Genomic DNA, 22377 nt, shown 5'->3' with positions numbered 1-22377 from the left:
CACCCGCGCGGCCGGCCCCCGTGCCGTGCGTCAGGCGGGGTGCCGCCGCCCGCGCGCGGCGCCGACCGCGAGCAGCAGCAGGCCACCGGCCGCCCAGACGGCGAGCACGGTGAGCGGGCCGGCCGCGCCGGTGCCGCCGAAACCGGACACCGCGCGCAGCGCCGCCACGGTCGCCCCCGGCGGGAGCGCCTGGCCGAGCCCGGCCCAGCCCCCGGGCAGCAGCACCGGCGCGCTCGACGCCGCCGACAGCGGGTTGCCCAGCGCGACGACCGTGGCCATGCCCAGGCCCAGACCCGCCCGCCCGGCGACGGCGGCCAGCCCCAGGACGCCGAGGCTCGTGGCGGCCAGCCCGAGGGAGAGCACCCCGGCCTCGGCCCACCAGTCCCCGGTGAGCGCGCCCAGCCAGCCGTGCAGCACGCCGGCCGCCGCCGGGCCGCCGAGCAGCGCCAGCACGAGCGCGCCGGCCGCCTGCCGTCCGTTCCCGCGTATCCGGAGCGCCAGCAGGACCGCCCCCGCGCCGCCGCCCAGCGCGAGCGGCAGCGCGCCGGCGGCCAGCCCGGCACCGCGCGGGTCGTCGGCCGGGGCCGGGGCGACGTCGTCCACCCGCACGGCGCTGCCGCCGGTGGCCGTCGTGGCCGCGGTCGTGAGCAGCTGGGCGACCGCCGGACCGGCCTGGGTGGCGACGACGACCGTGGGTGCGGCCGGGTCGAGCACCAGCGCGCCGTAGACCTCGCGGTCCTCGACCAGCTGCCGGGCCTCGGCCGGGTCCACGGCCGGGCGCAGGTCCAGCGCGCCCGGCGCGCTCTCCTCGACGGCGGCCCGCAGCTGCTCGACCGCGGCAGGCGGACCGACCACGGCGACGGGGACGTCGCGGGGCGCGGTGCGGGTGGCCGGCCAGGCGAACGCGGCGAGCAGCACGGTCAGCCCGACGGCGACCGCGGCGGCCAGCGCGACGACGCGGGGCCAGGGTGTCGGGCCGGCCTCCGGCGCGTGCGCCGCGACGTGGCGGGGCGGGGACGGCAGGGGCGGTGCGGTGGTCACGGCGACCTCCCGGAGATAAATCGGGCGCTCGTTCTCTTACGGCGACCAGTGTCTCCCTCGAACGTGGCGATGGCAAGACGGACGTCCGTTCTTCTAGACTGGCGTCCGTGCCCCGTGTCTCCGAGGACCACCTCGCCGCCCGACGCCGCCAGGTCCTCGACGCCGCGCTGCGCTGCTTCGAGCGCGACGGCTTCCACGCCACGTCGGTGCGCGACGTCGTCCGGGAGTCGGGACTGTCCGCGGGCGCGGTCTACAGCTACTTCCCGAGCAAGGACGACCTCGTCCTGGCGGTCGTCGAGCCGATCCTCGAGACGGTGACCGGCGTGCTCGACCGCGTGCTGGCCGACGGGCGGCACGCGCCGACCGAGGTGGTGCAGGACGTGCTGCGCGGGGTCTGGCCCATCGCCGTCGGCGGCGACGCCGACTACACGCGGGTGGCGGTGACCGCCTGGGGAGAGGCACTGCGCGACCCGACGGTGCACGGCATCGCCGAGCGCACCTACGGGCTGGTCCGTCGCCGGCTCACCGAGCGGGTGGCGCAGTGGCGCGACGCGGGGCACCTGCCGCCGGACACCGACGCCGGCGCGCTGGGGCAGGTGCTGTTCTCGCTCCTGGTCGGGGCGGTGCTGCAGCACGCGCTGCTCGGCGACGTCGACCCCGACCGCTACACCGCAGCCGTCGGGCTGCTCCTGCCACCGGGCTGACCCCGGCTCAGTGCGCGCCGGGCAGCGGCGGCGGGTGGTCGGGCTCGCCGGTGCGGGCGGCCGGGTCGACGGGCGCGTCGGTGGCCTGGCAGGTGGGGCACCAGTAGGTGATCCGCTCCTGCAGGTCGGGGCCCTGGTCGCCGCGCAGGATCGGCGTGCCGCACCGGTAGCAGGGCTTGTCCTTGCGGCCGTAGACCCAGTGGTCGCGGCCGCGGCGCAGGTCGCCGGTGGTGCTCTGCTCCGGGCGGTCGCGGTTGGCCAGCATCAGCCCGCGGGTGCGCTTCACCAGGCCGGGCAGGTCGGCGACGTCGGCCACCCGCACCCACGGGTGCACGCCGCAGACGAACAACCCCTCGACCTTGTAGAGGTTGCCCGGCCCGCACAGGTTGCGCTGGTCGAGGACCGCGACGCCGACCTGCTCGTCGGGGTGCGACCGCAGCCGGCGCAGCGCCTCGTCGAGGTCCCAGTCGGGGCCGAGCACGTCGGGACCGAGGTGGCCGACCACGGAGGACTCGTCGGCGGTGCGGACCATGGCGACGTCGTGCAGCCGGTAGCCGACGCAGTCCCACTGGTCGGTGGCGAGGACGGCCCGGATGGAGAACGCCGGCCCGCCGCGCCACCGGGCGCCCGTGCGGTAGATGTGCCAGCTGCCGTCCATGCGGTAGTGGGTGCGCAGCGTCCAGCCGTCGGTGAACCGGGTGAGCATGTGCTTGCCGCGGGGGACCACCTCGGCGACGGTGCGGCCCGTCAGGTCGGTGGCGGCCAGCTGCGGCACCCGGAGCTCGCCGCGGCGCAGCGTCTGGCCGGCCAGCGCGGTGTTCATCCGCTTGGCCGCCAGCCAGACGGTGTCTCCCTCGGGCACCCGCCCAGTGTCCTCCGCTGCCGGCTGTGCCGCCGGGACAGCGGTGCAGGTCACGCCGCTGGTGGGATGACGGCGGGCGGCCCGGGCGCTGGTCCTCCCGTGCTGCGACGCGACCGCCCGACGAGCTCCCCGGTCACCGCGCCCGAGGCGGTGGAGGCCACCGCCGAGCCGGTGACCGTGACCGTCGCCCGCGACGTGCGGGCCGACCAGCGCGAGGCGTTCGAGCGCTGGGCGGCCGACGTGCTCGGCCTGGCGGCGGGCTTCCCCGGCAACCTCGGCACCAGCCTGCTGCGGCCCGGCCCGGGGTCGACCCGCTACCACCTGGTCTACCGGTTCGCCGACGGTGAGTCGCTGGCCCGCTGGGAGCGCTCGGCCGAGCGGCGCGCCGCCCTGGCGCGGGTGGAGCACCTGACCGACTCGGTCGACTACGCCCGCGTGGCCGGGCTGGACAGCTTCTTCACCGCCCTGACGCCGGCCCGGCCCGGCCCGCGGTGGAAGCTGACCGTGCTGACGACCGCCGCGGTCTTCGTCATCACCCTGGCCTTCCAGCTGCTGGTGACCCCGCACGTGGCCTCGTGGCCGCTGCCGGCCCGCCTGCTGCTGTCGGCGGTCGTCGTGGTGGTGCTGCTCGGCCACGTCGTCATGCCGCGGCTGACCCGCTGGTTCGCCCCCTGGCTGCGCCGCCGCTGAGCACCGTCACACCCCCGGCGTAGACCGAGGGCGTGCAGGAGATCGCGCAGCGCGGCCCGTTCGACCTCGCGCAGAGCGCCCGGCTTCTCGAGGGGGGGTGACCGGGGCCGACCCGGTGCTGGCGCCGCTGGCCGCGCAGCGTCCCGGGTTCCGGCCGGTCTCCTTCTGGTCGCCGTACGAGGCGGCGTGCTGGGTGGTTCTCTCCCAGCGCACGAGCGTCACCGCGGCGGCCGCGGTGAAGGCGCGGATCGCCGAGCGGTTCGGCACCGTCCACGAGCTCGACGGGGTCGCCACGCACGCGTTCCCGACGCCGTCGCGGCTGGTGGCCCTCGCCGCGGAGCTGCCGGTGCCGCCGGTGAAGCGGGAGCGGCTGCGCGGCCTGGCAGAGGCGGCGCTGGACGGGCGGCTCGATGGCGGGCGGCTGCGCGCGCTGCCGGCGGTCGAGGCGCTGGCCAAGGTGCGCGAGCTGCCCGGCATCGGCCCGTCTTCGGCCGAACTGGTCGTCGTGCGCGGCGCGGGCGCCCCGGACGTCTTCCCGGAGGCCGAGCCGCGGCTGCACGGGGAGATCGCGCACCGCTACGGGCTGACCGACCCCTCGCCGGCCGAGCTGACGCGGGTCGCGGAGGCCTGGCGCCCCTACCGGAGCTGGGCCGTGGTGCTGCTGCGGGCCGCCCGCGAGGAGCGGGCAGCCCGCAGCCGGTGACTCAGTCGAGCGGGCGGACGCCGCTGGCGCTGGTGCCGCGGGCGCCGGAGGTGCGGGTGAAGGCCACGCGCTGGCCCTCCTCCAGCTCCCGGTAGCCGCCGTCGTCGGCGATCTCGGAGAAGTGGACGAAGACGTCGTCGCCACCGTCGTCCGGGGTGATGAAGCCGAAGCCCTTGCCGGAGTCGAACCACTGCACGGTGCCCTGGGCGTCGCCCCCGGCGGCCCCGCCGCTGTCGCCGCGCGGGGCGCGGGCCGGGCGCTGCTCCCGGCCACCGCGGTCGTCCCGCCGGTCGTCGCGGCGGTCGCGGTCCCGGGGCGCGGGGCGGTCGTAGCCGCCGCGCCGCGGGGTCGAGGGCAGCAGGCGCACGGCCTCGGCCTGCAGCCCGCGGTTGCCCTCGACGAGCTCGAACTCGACGCGGTCGCCCTCCTCGAGGTCGCCGCCGCGGGTCACCGCCGAGACGTGCACGAACACGTCCTCCGGGACGATGAACCCGAAGCCGCGGTCGGCGTCGAAGCGGGCCACGGTGCCCTGGACGACGATGCCGCGCGGGGCGCGCGAACCCCCGCGGCCCCGGTCGTCGCGGGAGCGGTCATCGCGGCCACCCCGGTCGCGGTCGCCCCGGTCGTCGCGGCGGCCGCGCGGGGCACCGCCCACCGGGCGCACCCGGTCGGCCTGCGGACCGCGCGGACCCGCGGTGGCGTCGAAGTCGACCGCCTGCCCCTCCTCGAGGGTGCGGAAGCCGCCGGTGTCCTCGATCGCCGAGAAGTGGACGAAGACGTCCTCCCCGCCGTCCTGCGGCTCGATGAACCCGAAGCCCTTGTCCGCGTCGAACCAGCGGACCGTGCCGGCTGCCATGTCTGTTCCCTCATCCCTCACGACTGCGACCGTCCACGGTACGCGGGCACCACGCGCGGCCGGTCAGCCGCGCAGCCGCAGCCCCCGCGGGGTGGCGGCGAACCCGGCCGCCTGCAGCGCGGCCGACAGCGGGGTGTCCTGGTGCACCGAGGCGCCGTCGGCCTTCTGCACCACCATCCGGCCCAGCGCTCCCGCGGCGACGGCGCCCGACAGCGCGGTGGCCGCCTCCTTGAGCGTCTGCTCCTCCTCGGTGAACGACAGCAGCGACTTGCCGCCGCGCTCGACGTAGAGCACCAGCTCGCCGTCGACCAGCACCACCAGCGCCCCGGCCTTGCGCCCGGCGCGGTGACCGCTGGGCCGCTTCGGCCCGCCGGTGCCCTCGCCGACGTCGACGGCGACCTGGTCGGCCGGCTCGCCGTCGGACGGTCCGCCCCGGTCGGGCCAGGGCAGCGCCGCGCCGTAGACGTTGGCCGGGTCGGTGGCCGCCAGCACCACGGCACCCTCGGGCGTCCGGTCCGGGACGGCGTACGCGCGCAGCCGGTCGACCGCACCGGGGGTGCCGAACTGCGCGGCCCCCAGCGTCTCGACGAAGTAGCCGCGGCGGGCCCGGTTGTTCTCCTCGAACGCGCGCAGCACCGGGTAGACCGCGGAGAACCCGCCGGGCACCTGCTCGGCCATCACCGCGCCGCGGGTGAGCACGCCGTGCCGCTCCAGCAGCGCCTCGGCGCGGGCGGTGGTGCGCCGGGTGGGGTTCGCCTCCCGCTCGGGCAGCCGGGACCACCGGCCGGCCACGGTGGGCGGGCCGGTGCGGGTGGGCATCGCCGGTCGGCCCAGGCGCGGGCGGCCGTAGCGGGTGCGGTCGACCCGGGCGCGCGGCGGCGCGGGTGCCCGCTTGTGCGTGCCCCCGCCGGCCAGCCGGGTGCGCAGCGGCGCGAGGGTGTCGTTGGTGAGCAGCCCGGCCCACACCAGGTCCCAGACGACGTCGGCGAGCGCGGTGTCGTCGGTGGACCCCACCAGGTCGGACAGGCCGCGGAAGAACACCGCCTGCCCGGCCGCCAGCAGCTCGAGGACGGCGAACCCGACCCCGCCCTCCTCCGGCAGCTCCACCGGGTCGGGCAGCAGCAGCGGCGCGAGGTCGGCCGGGACCAGGCTGACCCACCCGTCACCGCCCGGCAGCCCGCCGGCACCGGCCCACAGCACCTCGCCGGCGCTGGTCAGCTCGTCGAGCATCGCGGGGGAGTAGTCGCGCACCCGGGACGGCAGCACGAGGCTCTCCAGCGCGCTGGCCGGCACGAGCGCCCCGGCCAGCTGCTCGACCACGGCGAGCACGCCGTCCACCCCGCGCACGCGGCTGCCCACCGACTGCCAGGACGGCGTGAAGCGCGCCAGCGTGCCGATCGGCACCGGCTCCACCTCCTGGCGGAGCTTGGCCAGGCTGCGGCGGCGCACCGAGCGCAGCACGTCGGCGTCGCACCACTCCTGGCCGCTGCCGCCGGGCCGGAACTCGCCGGTGACCAGCCGGCCGGTGCCCACCAGCCGCTGCAGCGTCGCGGTGACGACGGCGACGCCGAGCCCGAGCCGGGTGGCCACCTCGGCCGGCTGGAAGGGCCCGTGCGTGCGGGCGTAGCGGCCGACCAGGTCGCCCAGCGGGTCGGCGACCGGCTCGGTGAACGCCTCGGGGACGCCCACGGGCAGCGCCGTGCCCAGCGCGTCGCGCAGCCGGCCGGCGTCCTCGATGGCGACGTGCCGCTCCTCGCCGGCGATCCGCACGACGATCACCCGCCGGGAGGCCACCAGCTCCGCCAGCCACTCCGCCGGCACCCCGCGCTGCGCGGCCTCGGCGGGGGTGAGGTCGCCGACGCCGCGGAGCAGGTCGGAGGCGCCGTCGACGTCGCGAGGGTGCCGCTCGGCCGGGAGCCGCTGCAGCTCCCGCTCCACCTCGGCCAGCGCCTCGGCGTCGAGCAGCTCGCGCAGCTCCGAGCGGCCGAGCAGCTCGGCGAGCAGCCCGGTGTCCAGGGCCAGCGCCTGCGCCCGCCGCTCGGCCAGCGGCGCGTCGCCCTCGTAGAGGAACTGCCCGACGTAGCCGAACAGCAGCGACTGGGCGAACGGCGAGGCGGCCTGGGTCTGCACGTCGACCACCCGCACCCGCCGCGAGCGGACGTCGCGCATCAGCTCGACGAGGCCGGGCACGTCGTAGACGTCCTGCAGCACCTCGCGGGCGGCCTCCAGCGTGATGGGGAAGCTGGAGAACTCGCTGGCCACGCTGAGCAGCTGGGCGGCGCGCTGCCGCTGCTGCCACAGCGGGGTGCGCCGGCGCGGGTCGCGGCGGGGGAGCAGCAGCGCGCGGGCGGCGCACTCGCGGAACCGGCTGGCGAACAGCGCCGAGCTGCCGACCTCCGCGGTCACCTCCCGCTCGACGTCGTCGGGGTCGAGGACGGCGAGGTCGGCCTCGGGCGGCTCGCCGGTGGTGTCGGGCAGCCGCAGCACGATGCCGTCGTCGGAGTGCATGGACGCGACGTCGACGCCGTGGCGCTCGCGCAGCCGGGCGGCGAGCACCAGCGCCCACGGCGCGTTGACCTGCGCGCCGAAGGGGGAGTGCACGACCAGCCGCCAGTCGCCGAGCTCGTCGCGGAACCGCTCGACGAGCAGCGTGCGGTCGTCGGGCAGGTGGCCGGTGGCCGCCTTCTGCTCGGCGAGGTAGGCCAGCAGGTTGGCCGCGCCCCAGTCGTCGAGGCCCGCGGCCTGCGCCCGCTCCCGTCCCTTCTCCGGGGTGGCCGAGCCGACCTCGCGGAGGAACGCGCCCAGCGCCCGGCCCAGCTCCAGCGGGCGGCCCGGGGCGTCGCCGTGCCAGAACGGCATCTTCCCGGGCTGGCCGGGGGCGGGGGAGACCAGCACCCGGTCGTGGGTGATCTCCTCGATCCGCCAGGACGACGAGCCGAGCAGGAAGACGTCGCCGACCCGCGACTCGTAGACCATCTCCTCGTCGAGCTCACCGACCCGGCGCCCGCCGGAGCCCTCGCCGCCGACGAGGAAGACGCCGAACAGGCCGCGGTCGGGGATGGTGCCGCCGCTGGTGACCGCCAGCCGCTGGGCGCCGCTGCGCGCGGTGAGGGTGTCGGTGACCCGGTCCCAGGTCAGCCGCGGCCGCAGCTCGGCGAACGCGTCGGAGGGGTAGCGGCCGGCGAGCATGTCGAGGACGGCGTGCAGCGCGGAGTCGGGCAGGCCGGAGAACGGCGCCGACCGGCGCAGCAGCGCGCCGACCTCCTCCACCGTCCGCGGGCCCTCCGACACGATCGCCACGACCTGCTGGGCGAGCACGTCGAGCGGGTTGCGCAGGTAGCGGATCGACTCGATCGCGCCGGCCTTCATCCGCTCGGCCACCAGCGCGCACTGCACGAGGTCGCCGCGGTACTTGGGGAACAGCACGCCGCGGCTGACCGCGCCGACCTGGTGCCCGGCGCGGCCGACCCGCTGCAGGCCCGCGGCCACGGTGGGCGGCGCCTCCACCTGGACGACGAGGTCGACCGAGCCCATGTCGATGCCGAGCTCGAGGCTCGACGTGGCCACCACCGCCGGCAGCCGGCCGGACTTGAGCGCCTCCTCGACGACCGCCCGCTGCTCGCGGGAGACCGACCCGTGGTGGGCCGCGGCGACCGGCTGCCAGCCCTCCGGCGTGCCGCCGCCCGAGCCGGCCTGCGCCATCAGCGCCGCGGCGTTGGTGCCCGGGGGCACGACCTCGCCGGTGGTGCGCTCGTAGGACATCTCGTTGAGCCGGCTGGTCAGCCGCTCGGCCAGCCGCCGGGAGTTGGCGAAGACGATCGTGCTGCGGTGCGCCGCGACCAGGTCGAGCACCCGCTCCTCGACCGCCGGCCAGATCGACGTCCGCGGCTGGTCGCCGGCCGCCGAGCCCTCCAGCTCGCCGGTGGGCTGGCCCAGCGAGCTCATGTCCTCGACCGGCACGACGACGGAGAGGTCCCACTCCTTGACCGACGGCGGCTGCACGACCTGCACCGGCCGGCCCCCGGCGAGGAAGGTGGCCACCTCCTCGATGGGCCGCACGGTGGCCGACAGGCCGATCCGCTGCGCCGGGCGGTCCAGCAGCTCGTCGAGCCGGTCGAGGGAGACCGCCAGGTGCGCGCCGCGCTTGCTGTCGGTGACCGCGTGCACCTCGTCGACGATCACCGTCTCCACGCCGCGCAGCGCCTCCCGCGCGGAGCTGGTGAGCAGCAGGAACAGCGACTCGGGCGTGGTGATGAGGATGTCGGTGGGCCGCCGGGTGAACGCCCGCCGCTCGTCGGCGGGGGTGTCGCCGGAGCGGATGCCGACCGAGATCTCCGGCCGGGGCAGGCCCAGCCGCATCGCCGCCTGGCCGATGCCGGTCAGCGGCGCCCGCAGGTTGCGCTCGACGTCGACGGCCAGCGCCTTGAGCGGGGACACGTAGAGGACCCGGCAGCGCCGGCCCTCGTCGGCCGGCGGGGTGGCGGTGAGCCGGTCGAGCGACCACAGGAAGGCCGCGAGCGTCTTGCCCGACCCGGTGGGGGCGACGACGAGGGCGTGCCCGCCGCTGCTGATGGCCTCCCACGCGCCCTCCTGCGCGGCCGTGGGCTCGGCGAAGGCGCCGGTGAACCAGGCCCGGGTGGGCTCGGAGAACCGGGCCAGGGCGGTCGGGCGAGCAGGCACGTCGTCCAGTGTCCCCGCGGGTACGACAGTCCGCTGGCCTGCGCGGACGCCGGCAGCGGGCGGGGTCACCCGATCCGGCGGTGGCGTGCGGCACACTGCCGGGCATGCGCCACTCGCTCTACGAGGCCGAGCACGAGGACTTCCGCCGGATGGTCCGCGACTGGGCGGAGAAGACCATCGCCCCGTTCCACGACCAGTGGGAGCGCGACGGCATCGTCCCGCGCGACGTGTGGCTCTCCGGCGGGGAGCAGGGGCTGCTCGGCTTCGACGTCGACGAGCGGTGGGGCGGCGGCGGGGTCCGCGACTTCCGCTACAACGCCGTCCTCAACGAGGAGCTGACCCGCATCGGCGCCAGCGGGGTCGGCTTCACCCTGCACGACGACGTCGTCGCCCCCTACCTGCGCGACCTGTGCACCGAGGAGCAGGCGGCGCGCTGGCTGCCCCGCTTCTGCCGCGGTGAGCTGATCACCGCGATCGCCATGACCGAGCCGGGCACCGGCAGCGACCTGCAGGCCATCCGCACCACCGCCCGCCGCGACGGCGACTCGTGGGTGCTGACCGGCGCCAAGACGTTCATCACCAACGGCATCAACGCCGACCTCGTGATCGTGGTGGCCCGCACCGACCCCGACGCCCCCGGCGCCAAGGGCACCAGCCTGCTCGTCGTCGAGCGGGGGATGGCCGGCTTCAGCCGCGGCCGCAACCTGGACAAGGTGGGCCTCAAGGCGCAGGACACCGCCGAGCTGTTCTTCGACGAGGTGCGGGTGCCCGCGGAGAACCTGCTCGGGCGGGAGAACGGCGGCTTCGCCCACCTCATGGGCAACCTGCCCCAGGAGCGGCTGTCGATCGCCGTCGGCGCGGTCGCCTCGGCCGAGACGGTGCTGGCGCAGACCCGCGAGTACGTCACCTCGCGGACGGCGTTCGGCCGCCCGGTCGGCAGCTTCCAGCACAGCCGGTTCGTCCTCGCCGAACTGCACACCGAGACGACGATCGCGCGCACCTTCGTCGACGAGTGCGTGCGCCGGCACAACGACGGCGAGCTCGACGCCGTCGACGCGGCGATGGCCAAGTACTGGACCACCGAGCTGCAGAACAAGGTCGCCGACCGCTGCCTGCAGCTGCACGGCGGCTACGGCTACATGGACGAGTACCCGGTGTCCAAGGCCTGGCGCGACGCCCGCGTCCAGTCCATCTACGGCGGCACCAACGAGATCATGCGGGAGATCATCGGCCGCTCCCTGGGGCTGTGACCCCCGGCGCCCCGGCCGTCCCCGACGTCGAGGGCGTCCAGCGGCGGACCGTCGGCGTCCTCGCCGGCGCGGTGGCGCTCGGCGGGCTCGGCGTCACCGTGGGCATCACCGTCGGCGGCCTGCTCGCCCGGGAGGTCTCCGCCAGCGACTCGGCCGCCGGGCTCGGGCAGACCGCGGGCGTGCTCGGCGCCGCGGTGCTCGCCGTCCCGCTGGCGCGGCTGTCCGACCGCGCCGGGCGCCGGGCCGGTCTGGTCGCCGGGTACGCCGTGGCCCTCGCCGGGGCCGCGCTGACCGTCGTCGCCGCCGCGCTGTCGTCGCTGCCGCTGCTGCTGGTGGGCCTGTTCGCCTTCGGCGCCTCCACCGCGTGCGGGCTGCAGGCGCGCTACGCCGCCGCCGACCTCGCCGCGCCCGAGCGGCGCGGCCGGGCGCTGGCGCTGGTCGTCTGGGCCACCACCGTCGGCTCGGTGTTCGGCCCGCAGCTGGCCGCGCCGGGAGCCGGGCTGGCCGCGACGCTCGGGCTGCCGGCGCTCGGGGGCGGGTTCGTCGTGTCGGCCGCGGTGTTCGCCCTCGTCGCCGCCGGGCTCTGGGCCGCGCTGCGCCCCGACCCGCTGCTGCTGGCCCGCCGGCTCCGGGACGGCGCCGGCACGCCGGCCGTGCGCCCGCCGCGGGCCACCCGGGCGGCGCTGGCCGCGGTGTGGGCCGACCCGGGCGGCCGGCTCGGGCTGGTGGCCGTCGTGGTGTCCCACGCGGTGATGGTCGGGGTCATGGTCATGACGCCGGTGCACATGGGGCACGCCGGCGGTCCCGAGGGGACGACGCTGCGGCTGGTCGGGCTCGTCATCAGCGTGCACGTGGCCGGCATGTACCTGTTCAGTCCCGTGGTCGGGCTGCTCGCCGACCGTGCCGGGCGGCGGGCCACGGTCGCCGTCGGCGGAGCGCTGCTGCTGGCCGCCGCCGCGATCGCCGGCACCGCGCCGCCGGAGGCCGCGTGGCGCCTGGGCGGCGGGCTGCTGCTGCTCGGGCTGGGCTGGTCGTGCGGGCTCATCGCCGGCTCGACGCTGGTCACCGAGTCGGTGCCGGCGGAGGTGCGGCCCACCGCGCAGGGCGGCACCGACCTGCTCATGGGCCTGGGCGCGGCGCTGGCCGGCGCGGTCGGCGGGCCGCTGCTGGCGGTGGGCGGGTTCGCCCTGGTGGCGGGGGTCTCGGCGGCGCTCGTGGTCCCGCTCGCGGTGGTGTGGGCCCGGCGCTGAGGGCCTAGCGGCCGCGCATGCCGCGCCAGAGCAGCACGAGGGTCACGAGCAGGCACAGCGCGATGCCGAGCTCCAGGACGGTGTCCCAGGTCGCCGAGCCGGTGGTCGGGAACACGGGACCAGCCTAGGTCGTCCGATACCGTGAAGACACTTCACGGTGCAGGAGGGTCACGATGCCGGCGGACGACGGGCGGGTGGCCGCGCTGGACCGGGTGCTGGAGCTGACGGTGCTGCTGGGCCGGGACATGGCGGCGTCCCTGGCCGCCTCCGGGCTCACGGTCGCCCGCACCACCCTGCTGTGGCACCTGCGCGCCGGCCCGAGCACCCAGCGGGCGCTGGCCGACGCGCTCGGCGTCAGTGCGCGCAACGTCACCGGCCTGGTCGACGGGCTGGCCGAGTCCGGTCTGGTCAGCCGCGAGCCCCACCCGGCCGACCGCCGGGCCACCCTCGTCACCCCGACCCCGCGCGGGCAGGAGCTCCTCGACGAGCTCGCCCGCGGCCAGGCCGAGCTGGCCGGGCAGCTCTTCGGCGGGCTCTCCCGGGAACGGCTCGACGGGCTGGTGTCCGTGCTCGACGAGGTGCTCGAGCGGCTGCGGCCCCTCGTCCCGGGCGGAGCGGCGTCGTGATCCTGCTCAGGCTCGCCCGCAGGGCGGTCGTCTACGAGATCGGCACGTGGCGCAGCCTGGCGCGCTGGCTCCGGCGCCGCCCCGACGTGGCCGCCGGCGCCGACGCCTTCCCGTACGCCTCGGCCGTCTCGCCGGTCCTGTGGACGTTCGTCGTGCTGTCGGCCGTGGAGATCCCGCTGGTCGACCTGCTGCTGCCCTGGCCGTCGCTGCGCGCCGCCCTGCTCGTCGCCGGCGTCTACGGCCTGCTCTGGATGGTCGGCCTGCTCGCGTCGATGACGGTGTACCCGCACGCCGTCGACGGCGACGGTCTCCGGGTGCGGTCCGGGTTCTCCGTCGACGTCCGGGTGCCGTGGGCGGCGATCGCCGCGGTCCGGGTGCGGCGGCGCAGCGTGGAGGGCTCCCGCACGGTCGTCGTCGAGGAGGGGGAGCGGCGCGCGGTGTCGGTGACGGTCGTGTCCTCGACGCAGGTGGACGTCGAGCTGCGGACGCCGCTGGTGCTGCCCCTCGCGCGCACCGGCGGCCGGCCGGTCGACGAGCTGCGGCTGGCCGCCGACGACCCCGCGGCCCTGGTCCGACGGCTGCGCCAGGGGATCGCCGACCACGCGGCGGCCGCGGCCCCGGACGGCGAGGCGCGCTAGCGTCGGGACGTGCGCCTGCAGGAGTTCTGGTCCCGGCTCGAGGACCAGTTCGGGTCGATGCGGGCGCAGACCGTGGCCCGCGACCACGTCTTCTCCGCGCTCGGCGGCCGGACGGCCCTCGACGCGATCGAGGCCGGGCTGCCCGTCCGCCGGGTCTGGCTGGCCATCTGCGAGGAGTACGAGGTCCCGCGGAAGGACCGCTGACCCCGCGGCGTACTCCGTGCGGAGCAGGTGCGCCGGCCCCGGGTCCGTCCTGCCGGCCGACGCGCGGAGGGGGCCGCGCTCCCTAGCGTCGACGGCGTGATCGAGATCCGTGGACTGACCAAGCGCTACGGCGACCGCACGGCCGTCGACGACCTCACCGTCACCATCCGCTCCGGCCGGGTGACCGGGTTCCTGGGCCCCAACGGAGCCGGGAAGTCGACGACGATGCGCGTCGTCGTCGGCCTCGACCGGCCGACCGCGGGCACCGTGCTGGTGGACGGCCGCCGCTACGCCGACCTGCCCGCCCCGCTGCGCGCCGTCGGTGCCCTCCTGGAGGCCCGCTCGGCGCACCCCGGGCGCACCGCGCGCGACCACCTGCGCCTGCTCGCCGCCACGGCCGGGCTGCCGCGGTCGCGGGTCGACGCCGTGCTGGACCTCGCCGGGCTGACGGCGGTCGCCGACCGGCGCGTCGGCGTGTTCTCGCTCGGCATGGGCCAGCGCCTGGGGGTGGCCACGGCGCTGCTCGGTGACCCGGCCACGGTCGTCCTCGACGAGCCTGTCAACGGCCTCGACCCCGACGGCGTCCTCTGGATCCGCACCCTCACCCGGCGGCTGGCGGCCGAGGGGCGCACGGTGCTGGTGTCCTCGCACCTGATGAGCGAGATGGCGGTGACCGCCGACCACCTCGTCGTCCTCGGCCGCGGGCGGCTGGTCGCCGACGCCCCCACCGACGACGTCCTCCGCCAGGCCGGCGGCTCGTCGGTGCGGGTGCGCAGCCCGCGGGCGGTGGAGCTGGTCGACCTGCTGGCCGGCGAGGGCGTCGTCCTGGACTCCCCGGAGCGCGGGCTGGTCGAGGTGCGCGGGCTGCCGGCGGCCGAGATCGGCGACCGCGCCGCCCGGGCCGGGATCGCGCTGCACGAGCTGACCCCGGTGTCGGCCTCGCTCGAGGAGGCCTTCATGGACCTGACCCGCGACGAGCGGGAGTACCGCACCGACGCCCCGCAGGAGGTCCTGGCATGAGCACCGACACGCTGCACCCCCGCTCCGCCCGCGTGGCGCCCGCGTGGCGCCCGGCCGGCGGCGGCGTGCGCGGGCTGCTGGTCGGGCAGTGGCTGGCGCTCCGGTCGCTGCGCACCACGTGGTGGGTGCTCGGCGGGGCCTCGGTCGCGATGGTCCTGCTCGGGCTGCTGTTCACCTCGACCTCGGAGTCCGGCGGCCCCGGCGGACGGGGCGGCCCGCCCGGGCTGGACCTGGCCGACCCGGTCGCGCTGAGCCTCGGCGGGTACAACCTGGCCGCGCTGGCCACCGGCGTGCTCGGCGTGCTGCTGGTCACCGGCGAGTACACCAGTGGCGCCGTGCGGGTCACCTTCGCCGCCGTGCCGCAGCGCTGGCCGGTGCTGCTCGGCCGTGCCGCGGTCCTCGCCGCCGTGGCCCTGGCGACGACGACGGCGGCCGCGGTGGCCGCCTTCCTCGTCGGCCAGGCCGCGCTCGGCGACGCCGGGGTGTCGCTCGCCGACGACGGGGTGGCGCGCGCCGTCCTCGGCGCCGGGCTCTACGTCACCGCCATCGGGCTGCTCGGCTCGGCGCTCGGCTGGCTGCTGCGCTCCACCGGCGGCGCGATCGGCACGCTGTTCGGGATCGTCTTCCTGCTGCCGGTGCTCGGCGGCCTGCTGCCGTCCAGCTGGGGCCCCGACGTCGTGCGCTGGCTACCCGGGCAGGCGGGGTCGAGCGTCCTGCAGCGCGTCACCACGGCCGACGAGTTCGCGCCGTGGACCGGCTACGCCGTCCTCTGCGGCTACCTGGTGCTGCTCTTCGCGGCCGCGGTGGTCACGGTGCGCCGACGGGACGCGTGAGGTCCCGGCCCGACCCGGTCGCGGGGCACGATGGCGTCCGTGGAGGGGCTCCCGTGCAGGTGAGGTCGGCGGTGGGGACGGTGGGACCGGTGATCGCCGGCGCCGTCCTCTCCGTCGGCCCGCTCGTCCGCTTCGGCGGGCCGACCCCCGCCGACGTCGTCGTCACGCTGCTGGCGTGGGCGCCGGCGCTGGCCCGCGCCCGGGCGCCGCTGCCGGCCTTCGCCGCCAGCGCGTCCGTGGTGGTCGGCTGGTGGCTGCTCCACGGCCTCGAGCCGCGGCACCTGCTGCCCGCCGGGGCGGCCGTGCTGCTGCTGCTCGTGTGGGTCGTCGACCGCTGCGGCCCGCGGACGGCGGCCGCCGCCGTCGCCACCTGCCTCGCCGTCCCCCTGCTCGCGGGAGCGGCCGCACTGGCCGGCCGCCCCGGCGCCGCCGCCGTCGTCCCGCTGGCCGCGGTCACCGTCACCGCGGCCGTCGTGGGCCGCGACCGGCGCACCCGGCGCGCCTACCTGGTCGCGCTGGAGGACCGCGCCCTGCGCGCCGAGCGGGAGCGCGACGCCCGGGCGCGCGTCGCCGTCGTCGAGGAGCGGGCGCGGATCGCCCGGGAGCTGCACGACGTCGTCGCGCACAACCTCTCGGTCATGACGGCGCTGGCCGACGGCGCCGGCTTCGCCCCCGGCACCGCGCAGGCCCTGGAGGCGGTGGCCCAGATCGCCGCGACTGGCCGGCAGGCCCTCGCCGAGATGCACCGGCTGGTCGGGGTGCTGCGCACCGACGACGACCCGGCCGAGCGCGCGCCGGCGCCGGGCCTGGCCGACCTGGCCGGCGTCGTCGAGCAGGTGCGGGCCGCCGGGCTGCCCACGGTGCTCACGGTCACCGGCAGCCCGCGGCCGCTGGCGGCCGGAGCGCAGCTCGCCGTCCACCGGCTGGTGCAGGAGGCGCTGACGAACACGCTGCGGCACGCCCGCGGTGCGCGGTCGGCGGAGGTCCGGCTCGACTGGCGGGCGGCGGAGCTGGCCGTCTCGGTGACCGACGACGGCGCCCCAGCGGCTGCCCCCGACCGCGCCGGCCCCGACCGCGCCGGCCCCGACCTCGCCGGCCCCGACCGCGCCGGCCACGGGCTGGTCGGCATGCGGGAGCGGGTGGCGGCCTGGGACGGGTCGGTCACCGCGGGCCCGGGTCCGGCCGGCGGGTGGCGGGTGGCCGCGGTGCTGCCCCTCGCCGCGGCCCGCGCGGAGCAGGACGGCACCCCGGTGGCGGCCCCGTGACCACGCGCGTGCTGCTCGTCGACGACGAGCCCCTCGTGCGCGCCGGCCTGTCGATGGTGCTCGAGGCCCAGGACGACCTGACCGTCGTCGGCCAGGCCGGGGACGGCGCCGCGGCGGTCGCGCTCACCCGCGAGCTGCGCCCCGACGTGGTGGTGATGGACGTGCGCATGCCCGGTGTCGACGGCGTCGAGGCCACCCGCCGGATCGTCGCCGAGCAGCTGCCCGGGCGGGTGCTGGTGCTCACCACCTTCGACCTCGACGAGTACGCCTTCGCCGCGCTGCGGGCGGGGGCGAGCGGCTTCCTGCCCAAGAACGCCGAGCCCGGCGAGCTGCTGCGGGCGGTGCGGGCGGTCGCGCAGGGGGACGCCGTCGTCTCGCCGCGGGTGACCCGCCGCCTGCTCGACACGGTCGCGCACCGGCTGCCGGCGGGCACCCCGCCCGACCCGCGGGTGGCCTCGCTCACCGCCCGCGAGCGGGAGGTGCTGCGCGCGGTGGCCCGCGGGGAGTCCAACGCCGAGATCGCCGTCGCGCTCGTGCTCTCCGAGCTCACCGTGAAGACCCACGTGGCCCGTGTCCTGGGCAAGCTGGGGCTGCGCGACCGCACCCAGGCGGCGGTGTTCGCGCACACGCACGGGCTCGTCTGAGGGTCGGCCGGGACCCGCGCGTGTCGCTCGACTCGAACGTGTGTTCGCCCTACAGTGGCGTCCACAGGGGAGTCGCTCCTCCACAGGTCCGGCCCGTTCCCGGAAAGTGTCAGACCCCCGACCTAGCGTCGTCCGCGACACCACAACGACTCCGCACGCGACTTCCCGAAGGTGAGCACCATGGCAACGCTCGACCGCGACAAGGCCCTCGACATGGCCCTCGCCCAGATCGACAAGCAGTTCGGCAAGGGCTCGGTCATGCGGCTGGGCGACAGCGCTGCCCAGGCGATCAAGGTCATCCCGACCGGCTCGATCGCGCTCGACATCGCGCTGGGCATCGGCGGCCTGCCCCGCGGCCGCGTCGTCGAGGTCTACGGTCCCGAGGCCTCCGGCAAGACCACGGTCGCCCTGCACGCGGTGGCCAACGCCCAGGCCGCCGGCGGCATCGCCGCCTTCATCGACGCCGAGCACGCCCTCGACCCCGAGTACGCCCGGGCCATCGGCGTCGACACCGACGCGCTGCTGGTCAGCCAGCCCGACACCGGTGAGCAGGCACTCGAGATCGCCGACATGCTCATCCGCTCCGGCGCGCTCGACATCATCGTCATCGACTCCGTGGCGGCCCTCGTGCCCCGCGCCGAGATCGAGGGCGAGATGGGTGACAGCCACGTCGGTCTGCAGGCCCGCCTGATGAGCCAGGCGCTGCGCAAGATCACCGGTGCGCTGAACAACTCGGGCACCACGGCGATCTTCATCAACCAGCTGCGCGAGAAGGTCGGCATCGTCTACGGCTCGCCCGAGGTCACCACCGGTGGCCGCGCGCTGAAGTTCTACTCGTCGGTCCGCCTCGACGTGCGCCGGATCGAGACCCTCAAGCAGGGCACCGACGCCGTCGGCAGCCGGGTGCGGGTCAAGGTCGTGAAGAACAAGGTCGCCGCCCCGTTCAAGCAGGCCGAGCTCGACCTGCTGTGGGGTCAGGGCTTCAGCCGCGAGGGCGGCCTCATCGACGCCGGCGTCGAGCAGGGCTTCATCCGCAAGTCCGGCGCCTGGTACACGTACGAGGGCGACCAGCTCGGCCAGGGCAAGGAGAACGTCCGCTCCTTCCTGCGCGACAACCCCGACCTCGCCGACGAGATCGAGAAGAAGGTCAAGGAGAAGCTGGGCATCGGCCCGCAGGTCGACGCACCCGCCGCCGACCCGGTCGACTTCTGAGCACTCCGGTGAGCGGCCGGCCGGGCCCGTCCCCCTGGGACGACGAGCCCGAGCGGTCCGACCGGCCCGCCGGCCGGCGCCGCCCGTTCGGGGACTCCCCACGCGGGCGGTCCGGCCGGCGGCGGCGGTCCGGGCCGTCCCCTGACCCGGACGGTCCGGCCGCCGCCCACCTCGCCGACGGTGCGGAGCCCGACACCGGGGACCCGGCCGACGAGCCGGGCGACCCGGAGTCGGTGGCCCGGGCGATCTGCCTCCGCGCGCTCACCGGCGCGCCGAAGACCCGCCGGCAGCTTGCCGAGCTGCTCGAGCGCCGCGGCGTCCCGGAGGACGCCGCGACCGCCGTGCTCGACCGCTTCGGTGAGGTCGGCCTGATCGACGACGCCGCCTTCGCGCGCGCCTGGGTGAGCTCCCGGCAGGCCGGCCGCGGCCTGGCCCGCCGGGCCCTGCGCACGGAGCTGCGGGCCAAGGGCGTCGACGGCGAGGACGCCGAGCAGGCCCTCGCCCTGGTCGACGACGAGGACGAGCGCGCGGCCGCCCGCCACCTGGTGGAGCGGCGGCTCCCGGCGCTGCGCCGGGTGGACCGCGTCACCGCCACCCGCCGGCTGGTCGGGATGCTCGCCCGCAAGGGCTACCCCGGCGGCCTGGCCGCCGGTGTGGTCCGCGAGGTCCTCGACGGGACCGGCTTCGGCACCGACCCCGATCCCGACGGGCCGGACGGGCCGGACTGGGAGGACGACCTGCCCTGACCGGCGGCACGACGACGGGCCCCGTCGCCGGCTCCTGGAGCCGGCGACGGGGCCCGTGCGCGTGCCGGGGGAGTGCGCGCCGGGTCAGCCGGCGATCGACCCCACGCCCGAGGTCCAGGCGGTGAGGTCGACGGCGCGGCCGCCGGGGGCGTCGTCGTCGGGCACCAGCCACGGCCCCCGGGCACCGCGGGCGTGGCCGGCGCGCAGCCAGCGGGCGACGAGGGACTCGAAGGAGTGGCCGGGGACCACGCCGGGACGGCTGACCGGGCCGAGGAAGGTCAGGTCCAGCTCGGTGCCGTCGAACAGGCGCAGCACCACCCGGCAGCGGGCCCGCCGGTGCCGGGCCGGAGGCACCGCCTCGCGGACGACGGCGGAGTCGGCACCCGCGGCCCCGGCGAAGGTGGCCGAGGCCGCCCGCAGCCGGGTCACGAACTCCTGGGCGGCGTCGACGTGCACGTCGGGCAGGCGCACCACGGCGGGCAGCGGCGGCACGACGGGGCAGAGAGCGGTGTCCACGGACCCGTTCTCGGCAGACCCGTCGCCGCCCCTGACCGCCGGCGGGTCCGCGGGGCGAGCGGGACGGCACGTGACCGTTCCGTGTCCGCCCCGCGGCTGTCAGGCCTGCCCGGTGGGCGCGCCGCCCCCGCCCATCTGGACGTCGGCGGGCAGCTCGACGTCCGCGGCCGCGGCGGCCTTCGCGCTGCGGCGGGTGCGCTTCTCCACGCTGCGGGCCACCTGCGAGAGCGCCACGTTCACGACGATGTAGATGAGGCCGGCGGCGACGTACAGCTGGAAGGTGTACTGGCTGCCGAAGGAGAAGTTGAAGAACTCCACCAGGCTGCGCGCGGTCCGCAGCAGCTCGACGTAGCCGACGATGAACCCGAGCGAGGAGTCCTTGAGCAGCACCACGAGCTGGGCCACCAGCACCGGCAGCATCCGGCGGACCGCCTGCGGCAGCAGGACCAGCGTCATGACCTGCGTCTTGCGCATGCCCAGCGCGAAGGCGGCCTCCCGCTGGCCCCGGTCCACCGACAGGATCCCGGCCCGGAAGATCTCCGCCAGCACGGCCATGTTGTAGAGCGTCAGCCCCAGCACCAGCGCCCGGAAGGCGGTCATCGGGACGCCGACGGTGGGCAGGAACAGCAGGCAGAACAGGATCAGGATCAGCAGCGGCACGGCACGGAACAGCTCGATGACCACACCGACCGGGATGCGCACCCACGCGTGGTCGGACAGCCGCCCGACCGCGAGCAGCGCGCCCAGCACGGTGGCCAGGACCATCCCGACCGCGGCGACCGCCAGCGTGTTCAGCAGCCCCTCCCACAGGGCCTGCGGCACGCCCGACGCCGGGTCGAACAGCACCGCCCACCGGTCGGGCTCGAGCTGGCCGTTGGCCGCCAGCCGCCACAGGGCGAGCCCGACCAGCGCGGCGACGACGAGGCCACCGACCACGGTGCCCACCAGCTGCCGGCGACGGGCGCGCGGACCGGGGACGTCGAACAGGACGCTGGTGCTCATCGGACGATCGCCACCCGGTTCTCGACCACCCGGATGAGCCAGGCGGAGGGGAGCGTGATCACGAGGTAGCCGGCGACGACCGCGGCGAAGACGGCGAGCAGCTGGTCGGCGTTGGCGTTGGCCAGCCGCTGCAGTGCGGCGGTCAGGTCGGTGACGGCGAAGCCGGCGGCGATGGAGGTGTTCTTCGCCAGCGCGATCCACACGTTGCCCAGCGGCGGCACCACGGTGCGGAACGCCTGCGGGAGGACGACCTGGCGCAGCGACTGCCCGAAGGTCAGCCCGAGCGCCCGGGCCGCCTCGGCCTGCCCCGGCGGGACGGAGTTGATGCCCGACCGCAGCGCCTCGCAGACGAACGCGGCGGTGTAGAGCGACAGCGCGGCGACCGCGGTGAGGAAGCGGCTCGGGAACTGCAGGTCGATCTGCACGATGCCGAACGCCAGGAAGAAGAAGACGACGGTCAGCGGGGTGTTGCGGAACACCTCGACGTAGAAGGTGGCCAGCCCGCGCAGCGGGGGCACCGGGCTCACCCGCATCCCGGCCAGCAGGGTGCCGAGCACCAGCGCGCACAGGCCGCTGACGACCGCGAGGGAGAGCGTCGTCAGGAACGCGCTCCACAACAGGTCGGAGTTGTCGCTGAGGAACTGCACCGCGCCCTCGATCTCTCAGTCACCGCCGGACGCCGCCGGGCGGGGAGCCCGCCCGGCGGCGTCCGGACCGGTCGGTGGGGTCAGTACCGGTCGACCGACGGCGGCTCGGGGGCCTCCTCGCCGGTGATGGAGCCGGCGGTGCGGTCCCAGGCGTCGGCCCAGCGGCCGTCCTCGAAGGACTCCTCGAGGACGTCGTTGATGAAGTCGCGGAACTCGGTGTCACCGAGCTCCAGGCCGATGCCGTAGGGCTCCTCGGTGAACGGGTTGCCCACCAGCTCGAAGCCCTCGGGGTTGCCGGCGACCAGGCCGGTGAGGATGACGTTGTCCGTCGTCACGGCCTGGACGTTGCCGTTGGCCAGGTCGTCGGCGCACTTGGAGTAGACGTCGTAGGTCACCAGCTGGGCCTCCGGGTAGTTGTCCCGGATGTTCTGCGCCGGCGTGGAGCCCTCGACCGAGCAGACGGTCTTGCCCGCCAGATCGTCGGGGCCCTCGATGCCCTCGGGGTTGCCCGCCGCCACCATGATGTCCTGGCCGGCGACGTAGTACGGGCCGGCGAAGTCGACGACCTGCTTGCGGGCGTCGTTGATGGTGTAGGTCGCCACGACGATGTCGACCTGCCCGTTCTGGATGAACGGCTCGCGGTTGGCCGAGACGGTCTCGGTGAACTCGATGTCCTCGGGCGCGATGCCCAGCTCACCGGCGATGATCTTCGCGATCTCGACGTCGAAGCCCTCGGGCTGGCCGCTCTGCGGGTTGAGCAGGCCGAAGCCGGGCTGGTCGTACTTGGTGCCGACGGTGATCGTGCCGGCCTCGTTGAGCTCGGCCATCGTCGTGCCGGCGTCGAACTCGACGTCCTCGGCGGCGGTGGGCGCGCTGGAGGACTCCTCCGCGGCCTGGTTGCCGGCCTCGCTGGAACAGGCGGCCAGGGTGAGGCCGAGCGCGGCGAACGCCGCGAGCCGTCGGGTGCTGCGCATGGGTGGGTCCTCCC

General features: G+C 76.5%; 22 protein-coding genes. 14 read left to right on the top strand and 8 right to left on the bottom strand.

Annotated elements, in window-relative coordinates; translation table 11 throughout:
• Positions 1 to 30 precede the first annotated feature (30 nt).
• Complete coding sequence (locus BLQ97_RS22970) at positions 31 to 1041, bottom strand: hypothetical protein (protein WP_139173631.1); 1011 nt, start codon at positions 1039 to 1041, stop codon at positions 31 to 33.
• A gap of 107 nt (positions 1042 to 1148) precedes the next feature.
• On the opposite strand from BLQ97_RS22970, the gene BLQ97_RS13250 reads away from it, so the two are divergent.
• Positions 1149 to 1745, top strand: a complete 597-nt coding sequence (locus BLQ97_RS13250) for a TetR/AcrR family transcriptional regulator (RefSeq protein ID WP_175471723.1) — start codon at positions 1149 to 1151, stop codon at positions 1743 to 1745.
• Between the two features lie 7 nt (positions 1746 to 1752).
• Here BLQ97_RS13250 and BLQ97_RS13245 read toward each other — a convergent pair whose 3' ends face one another.
• On the bottom strand, positions 1753 to 2607 hold the full coding sequence (locus BLQ97_RS13245; RefSeq protein ID WP_091366333.1) for a DNA-formamidopyrimidine glycosylase family protein: 855 nt from the start codon (positions 2605 to 2607) through the stop codon (positions 1753 to 1755).
• Between the two features lie 99 nt (positions 2608 to 2706).
• Here BLQ97_RS13245 and BLQ97_RS13240 point away from each other — a divergent pair, with 99 nt between their 5' ends.
• Entirely contained in the window at positions 2707 to 3297 is a 591-nt protein-coding gene (locus BLQ97_RS13240; RefSeq protein ID WP_091366332.1) for an antibiotic biosynthesis monooxygenase, read from the top strand.
• 97 nt (positions 3298 to 3394) lie between these two features.
• Positions 3395 to 4000, top strand: a complete 606-nt coding sequence (locus BLQ97_RS13235) for a DNA-3-methyladenine glycosylase family protein (protein ID WP_091366330.1) — start codon at positions 3395 to 3397, stop codon at positions 3998 to 4000.
• A 1-nt stretch (position 4001) separates the two neighbouring features.
• On the opposite strand, the gene BLQ97_RS24430 is transcribed toward BLQ97_RS13235, so the two are convergent.
• On the bottom strand, positions 4002 to 4856 hold the full coding sequence (locus BLQ97_RS24430) for a cold shock domain-containing protein (protein WP_091366329.1): 855 nt from the start codon (positions 4854 to 4856) through the stop codon (positions 4002 to 4004).
• Between the two features lie 63 nt (positions 4857 to 4919).
• A complete protein-coding gene (locus BLQ97_RS13225) occupies positions 4920 to 9536 on the bottom strand; it encodes an ATP-dependent helicase (protein ID WP_091366327.1) in 4617 nt (1538 codons plus the stop codon).
• A gap of 104 nt (positions 9537 to 9640) precedes the next feature.
• On the opposite strand from BLQ97_RS13225, the gene BLQ97_RS13220 reads away from it, so the two are divergent.
• The 11 genes from BLQ97_RS13220 (at position 9641) to BLQ97_RS13170 (ending at position 19224) form a co-directional block, all read left to right on the top strand.
• Positions 9641 to 10786: an acyl-CoA dehydrogenase family protein gene (locus tag BLQ97_RS13220; protein WP_091366496.1), complete on the top strand. Its 1146-nt coding sequence runs from the start codon at positions 9641 to 9643 to the stop codon at positions 10784 to 10786.
• The gene (locus tag BLQ97_RS13215) at positions 10783 to 12036 is read left to right on the top strand and encodes an MFS transporter (protein WP_091366326.1); all 1254 of its coding nucleotides are present in this window, start codon (positions 10783 to 10785) and stop codon (positions 12034 to 12036) included. The genes BLQ97_RS13220 and BLQ97_RS13215 overlap by 4 nt, the downstream gene beginning before the upstream one ends.
• 173 nt (positions 12037 to 12209) lie before the next feature.
• Positions 12210 to 12662: a MarR family winged helix-turn-helix transcriptional regulator gene (locus BLQ97_RS13210; RefSeq protein WP_091366324.1), complete on the top strand. Its 453-nt coding sequence runs from the start codon at positions 12210 to 12212 to the stop codon at positions 12660 to 12662.
• The gene (locus BLQ97_RS13205) at positions 12659 to 13300 is read left to right on the top strand and encodes a hypothetical protein (protein ID WP_091366323.1); all 642 of its coding nucleotides are present in this window, start codon (positions 12659 to 12661) and stop codon (positions 13298 to 13300) included. Before BLQ97_RS13210 ends, BLQ97_RS13205 begins: the two co-directional genes overlap by 4 nt.
• Positions 13301 to 13309: 9 nt before the next feature.
• Positions 13310 to 13504 carry a DUF3046 domain-containing protein gene (locus tag BLQ97_RS13200; RefSeq protein WP_091366321.1) on the top strand — a complete coding sequence of 65 codons (195 nt, stop codon included), beginning with the start codon at positions 13310 to 13312 and terminating at the stop codon, positions 13502 to 13504.
• 96 nt (positions 13505 to 13600) lie between these two features.
• Positions 13601 to 14524: an ATP-binding cassette domain-containing protein gene (locus tag BLQ97_RS13195; protein WP_091366320.1), complete on the top strand. Its 924-nt coding sequence runs from the start codon at positions 13601 to 13603 to the stop codon at positions 14522 to 14524.
• Complete coding sequence (locus BLQ97_RS13190; RefSeq protein WP_091366318.1) at positions 14521 to 15357, top strand: ABC transporter permease subunit; 837 nt, start codon at positions 14521 to 14523, stop codon at positions 15355 to 15357. The genes BLQ97_RS13195 and BLQ97_RS13190 overlap by 4 nt, the downstream gene beginning before the upstream one ends.
• Positions 15358 to 15446: 89 nt before the next feature.
• Entirely contained in the window at positions 15447 to 16622 is a 1176-nt protein-coding gene (locus BLQ97_RS13185) for a sensor histidine kinase (RefSeq protein ID WP_175471722.1), read from the top strand.
• Positions 16619 to 17266 (top strand): response regulator, encoded by a 648-nt coding sequence (locus BLQ97_RS13180; RefSeq protein ID WP_091366315.1) that lies wholly within the window; start codon positions 16619 to 16621, stop codon positions 17264 to 17266. Before BLQ97_RS13185 ends, BLQ97_RS13180 begins: the two co-directional genes overlap by 4 nt.
• A gap of 180 nt (positions 17267 to 17446) precedes the next feature.
• Positions 17447 to 18478, top strand: a complete 1032-nt coding sequence (gene recA, locus BLQ97_RS13175; protein ID WP_091366314.1) for a recombinase RecA — start codon at positions 17447 to 17449, stop codon at positions 18476 to 18478.
• Positions 18479 to 18486: 8 nt separating this feature from the next.
• On the top strand, positions 18487 to 19224 hold the full coding sequence (locus tag BLQ97_RS13170) for a regulatory protein RecX (protein WP_175471721.1): 738 nt from the start codon (positions 18487 to 18489) through the stop codon (positions 19222 to 19224).
• An 84-nt stretch (positions 19225 to 19308) separates the two neighbouring features.
• Here the strand turns inward: BLQ97_RS13170 and BLQ97_RS13165 are convergent, their stop codons facing one another.
• The 4 genes from BLQ97_RS13165 to BLQ97_RS13150 form a co-directional block, all read right to left on the bottom strand.
• Positions 19309 to 19740: a hypothetical protein gene (locus tag BLQ97_RS13165; protein WP_091366312.1), complete on the bottom strand. Its 432-nt coding sequence runs from the start codon at positions 19738 to 19740 to the stop codon at positions 19309 to 19311.
• Between the two features lie 99 nt (positions 19741 to 19839).
• Positions 19840 to 20742 (bottom strand): amino acid ABC transporter permease, encoded by a 903-nt coding sequence (locus tag BLQ97_RS13160; RefSeq protein ID WP_091366310.1) that lies wholly within the window; start codon positions 20740 to 20742, stop codon positions 19840 to 19842.
• Complete coding sequence (locus BLQ97_RS13155; RefSeq protein ID WP_091366308.1) at positions 20739 to 21389, bottom strand: amino acid ABC transporter permease; 651 nt, start codon at positions 21387 to 21389, stop codon at positions 20739 to 20741. The genes BLQ97_RS13160 and BLQ97_RS13155 overlap by 4 nt, the downstream gene beginning before the upstream one ends.
• An 80-nt stretch (positions 21390 to 21469) precedes the next feature.
• A complete protein-coding gene (locus BLQ97_RS13150) occupies positions 21470 to 22363 on the bottom strand; it encodes a glutamate ABC transporter substrate-binding protein (RefSeq protein ID WP_091366306.1) in 894 nt (297 codons plus the stop codon).
• Positions 22364 to 22377: the final 14 nt, after the last annotated feature.

The sequence above is a fragment of the Geodermatophilus telluris genome (genome assembly GCF_900102745.1).
Lineage (GTDB): Bacteria > Actinomycetota > Actinomycetes > Mycobacteriales > Geodermatophilaceae > Geodermatophilus > Geodermatophilus telluris.
Note: the sequence above shows the minus strand (reverse complement) of the source record. Positions and strands in the feature narration are given on the sequence as shown.